Here is a 3708-nt window from a genome sequence, read left to right as displayed (position 1 = left end):
GCCAGACCGCAAGGTGTTTTAACAAATCAAAAGGGGTTTTTATAGCGGATTTATAGCTGAAAGCTCTACAGAACCCCCTGCCTAGCAGGGGGTTTTCTATATACAAGAAAAGACCTGATTGATTTATCAGGTCTTTCTAGGAGTTAGTTTACTAGAGTAGACGTTAGTAAACTTATGTTTGGTGCCCAGGGCGGGACTTGAACCCGCACAGCCTTACAGCCGAGGGATTTTAAAATCATTGTTATAACTATATTTATCAATTAGTTATGATACATTTTCACTATATACCCTATTTTTACACCATAATAAAATCAATATGTTACAGATATAAAAAAGGCGATATCGTGAAGAAAAAGCACCACAAAAAGCCCCGTCGCGGGGCTTATGATATCTAACGCAAAACTACTTCATGTATCAGGTAGTCCATATTAGCTATGTTATTTTCGTCGTGGATGAAACGCATCCGGTTAAGTAGCTCAGCGATAATTTCTTGGGTAAAATTTAAGTCCTTGCGCAGCCGCCAATACACCTCTGCATCTACCGTAGTTCGCCCCTCCATAGCCTCAAAATTGAATACCTTGCCGTCTCGAATAGTAACTAAATATTGCCCATCTACAGTTTTATTCTGATTATCTTCATAAAACTGAACATTAACTGTTTTACAAAAATCGTTAACTGCTATATTTATCATTGTCTACATTCCTCAGATTAGGTATTAGACTCTTTAGAAGCCCCTAGCTACCCCCGTAGTTGGGGGCTTCGCCGTTTTCATATCAACATCAATATAATTTATCCCTTGATTGTCACTTTTTGTAAAGCAGGTTATTCATTTTGTTATCAAATTTGCGAGTGGAATCGAATAATTAACCGTTTATTACGCGTAAAACGAGTAAACTAGTATTGATTGTAATTATTTTCATTACAAATCCAGAATTACATTTTGAAATAACGACTTTAGATAACATTAACTACCAATACGCTCTCTTAGAATTACTAACATACCTAATTTGTTAACTCTATAAAAGAAAAAAAAACCCACGTTTTTGCGGGATTTTTTTTTGATTTATTGTGAAACTATCTCGTTTATCAGGTAATCAATAACGATAATGTGGTTTATCCCCGCAGGTACGGGGAACAGGCTCAATTTCATAGACAAGCCCTCGCAGGGGGCTTTCCACCCATCCACACCCACCAGCTCACCGACCACATCAATAGAATATCCGGCGCAAAAGGGGGAGGGAAAGCAATAGGGAGGAAATGCCTTTTTGTTGTAGTGATAGGGTATAGGGGATAACATGGTATCCATATCTTCATTGATGATCTGGGGTCAGTATGCAGCCTTATTTAAAATATAAACTACATAAATTCGCTAGAAAAAACTCATGGTTAAGTGATTTACTAGATAAGTTACTTTTGAAAAGCAAAAAAATAGCGATAGTCTCTAATAACTGCTGGGGAATAAGGTTGTATAAAAACCTAAATCTTCCTTACAATACTCCATTTATCGGATTGGCTATTCCTCCCGATGACTACATAAAAATAATATCTGATTTAGAAAAATATCTAAATATTGAATTAACCATTAACGATTTCATCAAATCCGATAACTATCCTGTCGCGTTATTATCAGGCATCAGAATAAATTTTATTCATTACGATAATGAACAAGATGCTATAAAAAAATGGAATAGACGCAGAACAAGACTACTATCGTTCATCAAAGAAAATAGTATTGATTCCATCATATTTAAATTTTGTCCCGTAGACTTCGAAGATGGAAATTTTTTGGAAAGGTTCAGAGAATCAAATTTAAAAAGGAAAATATTCTTAGGGAAAAATAGCGTTATAATAAAAAGGAATGGTGACTTTCCAGACGGATTAGAGCTGTACGAAATACGATTATTGTATTATTGGAAGTTACTAAATCAATTTAATGGCTTATAGGATTCAGCCCGCATTTACGGGCTGATACTATTATAAATAGAAGAAATATTAATATCCTATTGCGAAAAAAAATAATGTTCCATTTCCTACACCTCTTACCCAATATGTCAAAGTCGATTGATTAAATGTTTTTGCATATAACACATACTCATCGGGATTCGGTGAGGGAAGGCGGGAAGCAAACTGCTGGCGTTGTGACAAACAGTTTGCTGATTATATTGATGGAGTATCGGGGTAGAGGGAGTGATATTTGCTATTTATTGATTCCGGCGATAGAGAGACATTAGCCTCATATAATCACCGGGTTATTTCTTCAGAATTTTATTAAATAGATATTTAAAAAACCAATAGTAGCCAGCCACAATCTTCTTTTGTTTTTTTAATTTTTTCGAGTAAATTCTCATCTGCCTTGACGTTATTGGTAAGTCATACGGTATGCCTGACCATGGTGATGAATTATAGAACGAATCATAAATATCGCCTTTTTCATACCATGCCTGCCAAGGTTTAGGTGCACCAGTAAAATGAACGAAAACTGTATCGTCTCCAGCTGTTACATCTTCCATAAAACGATTGAATTTACCGTCAATATAAGAGACCTTACCCTCAAGAATTACATTTAACACATCTTGATCAGGATAGTTATATTTTTTCTTCCCAATTAAACTAAGAAAGTCATTCAAAACGCAATTTCTTATCCACACAGGAATATTTATCAGCATCACGCCTGAATTGAAGTAAAAATCTTCATTTTTTATATCTATACCGTTTAAGCTACTGATATCAATAGATTTATGATTAATAACACATGCAACATTGTTGTCAAATCTAAAATTTATTAACTCATCGATTTTGTTGAGGCATAAAGTATCAGCATCTAAATATAAAACCTTATCGGATAACTCACTAATAATATGGGGAGCCACTAATCTATAGTACATTGATTTAGGTAGATTTTCTCTTTCTTGCATATCTTTGAAAATACCATCATCAAAGACATGTACTGTAACATCTGCTTTTCCATTGATTTTTTTATATCTATTGACCTCATTCTTGTTGATTTCATTAACAAATATATGAAATCTCAGCAAATTAACATTATTACATTTCAATATAGATGATATAACAATACCTGCTGGTTTCAGGAAATTTTCATCAACACCAAAAGCAATATCTAACACTGAATCACTATTGTTCACAGACCCGATTTTAATAGTTTCCTTAATAATATCTTTGGTAATTTTCATAAACATGCCTCATATGAATATCTCATGAGGATACCAAGCTCCGCAAGGAGGAAACAACAAACTTTACCTTGCGGAACTCATCACTCATGATGCGACTAAAATTTCTACAACTCCCCACCCTGAAACAACTTTCGCTTGATATGATGAGACAGCTTTCACCATAGTATATTCATTGTTAAATCCTATTTCATGCCACTCGTTAAGTGAAGGCGGGTACATAGCTCCGCCAATTAATCTATTGTTCATGCCGCTTCCTGATAATCTCACATAGACAATTTTTCCTCTAATATCGTGGGATAAATTAATTAGTGTTTCTCTTTTTATTTCAGAACCAGCCCAGACCCTTGTTAATGATGCGACCGCATTGGCTTTCAAATACTTCGCATCACTTTCCCCTCTAGTATAGCATTCCCCCCTCACCGCATAATTTCCCGCAGGCTGATAATTTCCGGCAGGTTGGTAGTTCCCGCGCGATTGGTATCGGCCGTCAGATTCCCCTTTCGTGTAACTTTCCCCG

At 35.4% G+C, this 3708-nt stretch carries 4 protein-coding genes and 1 pseudogene; 1 reads left to right on the top strand and 4 read right to left on the bottom strand.

The features are described 5' to 3' along the window. Positions 1–391: 391 nt before the first annotated feature. Both PSI23_RS20655 and PSI23_RS20650 read right to left on the bottom strand, forming a co-directional pair. Positions 392–691 (bottom strand): hypothetical protein, encoded by a 300-nt coding sequence (locus PSI23_RS20655; protein WP_273556834.1) that lies wholly within the window; start codon positions 689–691, stop codon positions 392–394. A gap of 372 nt (positions 692–1063) precedes the next feature. Beyond that, positions 1064–1297, bottom strand: coding sequence for a hypothetical protein (locus PSI23_RS20650; RefSeq protein WP_273556833.1), 234 nt, complete (start codon positions 1295–1297; stop codon positions 1064–1066). A 35-nt stretch (positions 1298–1332) separates the two neighbouring features. Between PSI23_RS20650 and PSI23_RS20645 the strand changes: the two genes are divergently transcribed. Then, positions 1333–1944, top strand: a complete 612-nt coding sequence (locus PSI23_RS20645; protein WP_273556832.1) for a DUF1919 domain-containing protein — start codon at positions 1333–1335, stop codon at positions 1942–1944. A gap of 305 nt (positions 1945–2249) precedes the next feature. Here PSI23_RS20645 and PSI23_RS20640 read toward each other — a convergent pair whose 3' ends face one another. Both PSI23_RS20640 and PSI23_RS20635 read right to left on the bottom strand, forming a co-directional pair. Beyond that, the gene (locus PSI23_RS20640) at positions 2250–3191 is read right to left on the bottom strand and encodes a glycosyltransferase family 8 protein (RefSeq protein WP_273556831.1); all 942 of its coding nucleotides are present in this window, start codon (positions 3189–3191) and stop codon (positions 2250–2252) included. An 84-nt stretch (positions 3192–3275) separates the two neighbouring features. Beyond that, positions 3276–3708: pseudogene (locus PSI23_RS20635) on the bottom strand (hypothetical protein); the annotation flags it as partial.

Origin of the sequence: Xenorhabdus yunnanensis, from assembly GCF_028598805.1 — a bacterium.
GTDB lineage: Bacteria > Pseudomonadota > Gammaproteobacteria > Enterobacterales > Enterobacteriaceae > Xenorhabdus > Xenorhabdus yunnanensis.
This window is presented reverse-complemented; position numbering and strand designations above follow the sequence as displayed.

Coding starts and splice junctions, on each gene's coding strand:
- PSI23_RS20640 (WP_273556831.1), bottom strand. CDS start 3,191: ATGAAAATTACCAAAGATATTATTAAGGAAACTATTAAAATCGGGTCT.
- PSI23_RS20645 (WP_273556832.1), top strand. CDS start 1,333: ATGCAGCCTTATTTAAAATATAAACTACATAAATTCGCTAGAAAAAAC.
- PSI23_RS20655 (WP_273556834.1), bottom strand. CDS start 691: ATGATAAATATAGCAGTTAACGATTTTTGTAAAACAGTTAATGTTCAG.
- PSI23_RS20650 (WP_273556833.1), bottom strand. CDS start 1,297: ATGTTATCCCCTATACCCTATCACTACAACAAAAAGGCATTTCCTCCC.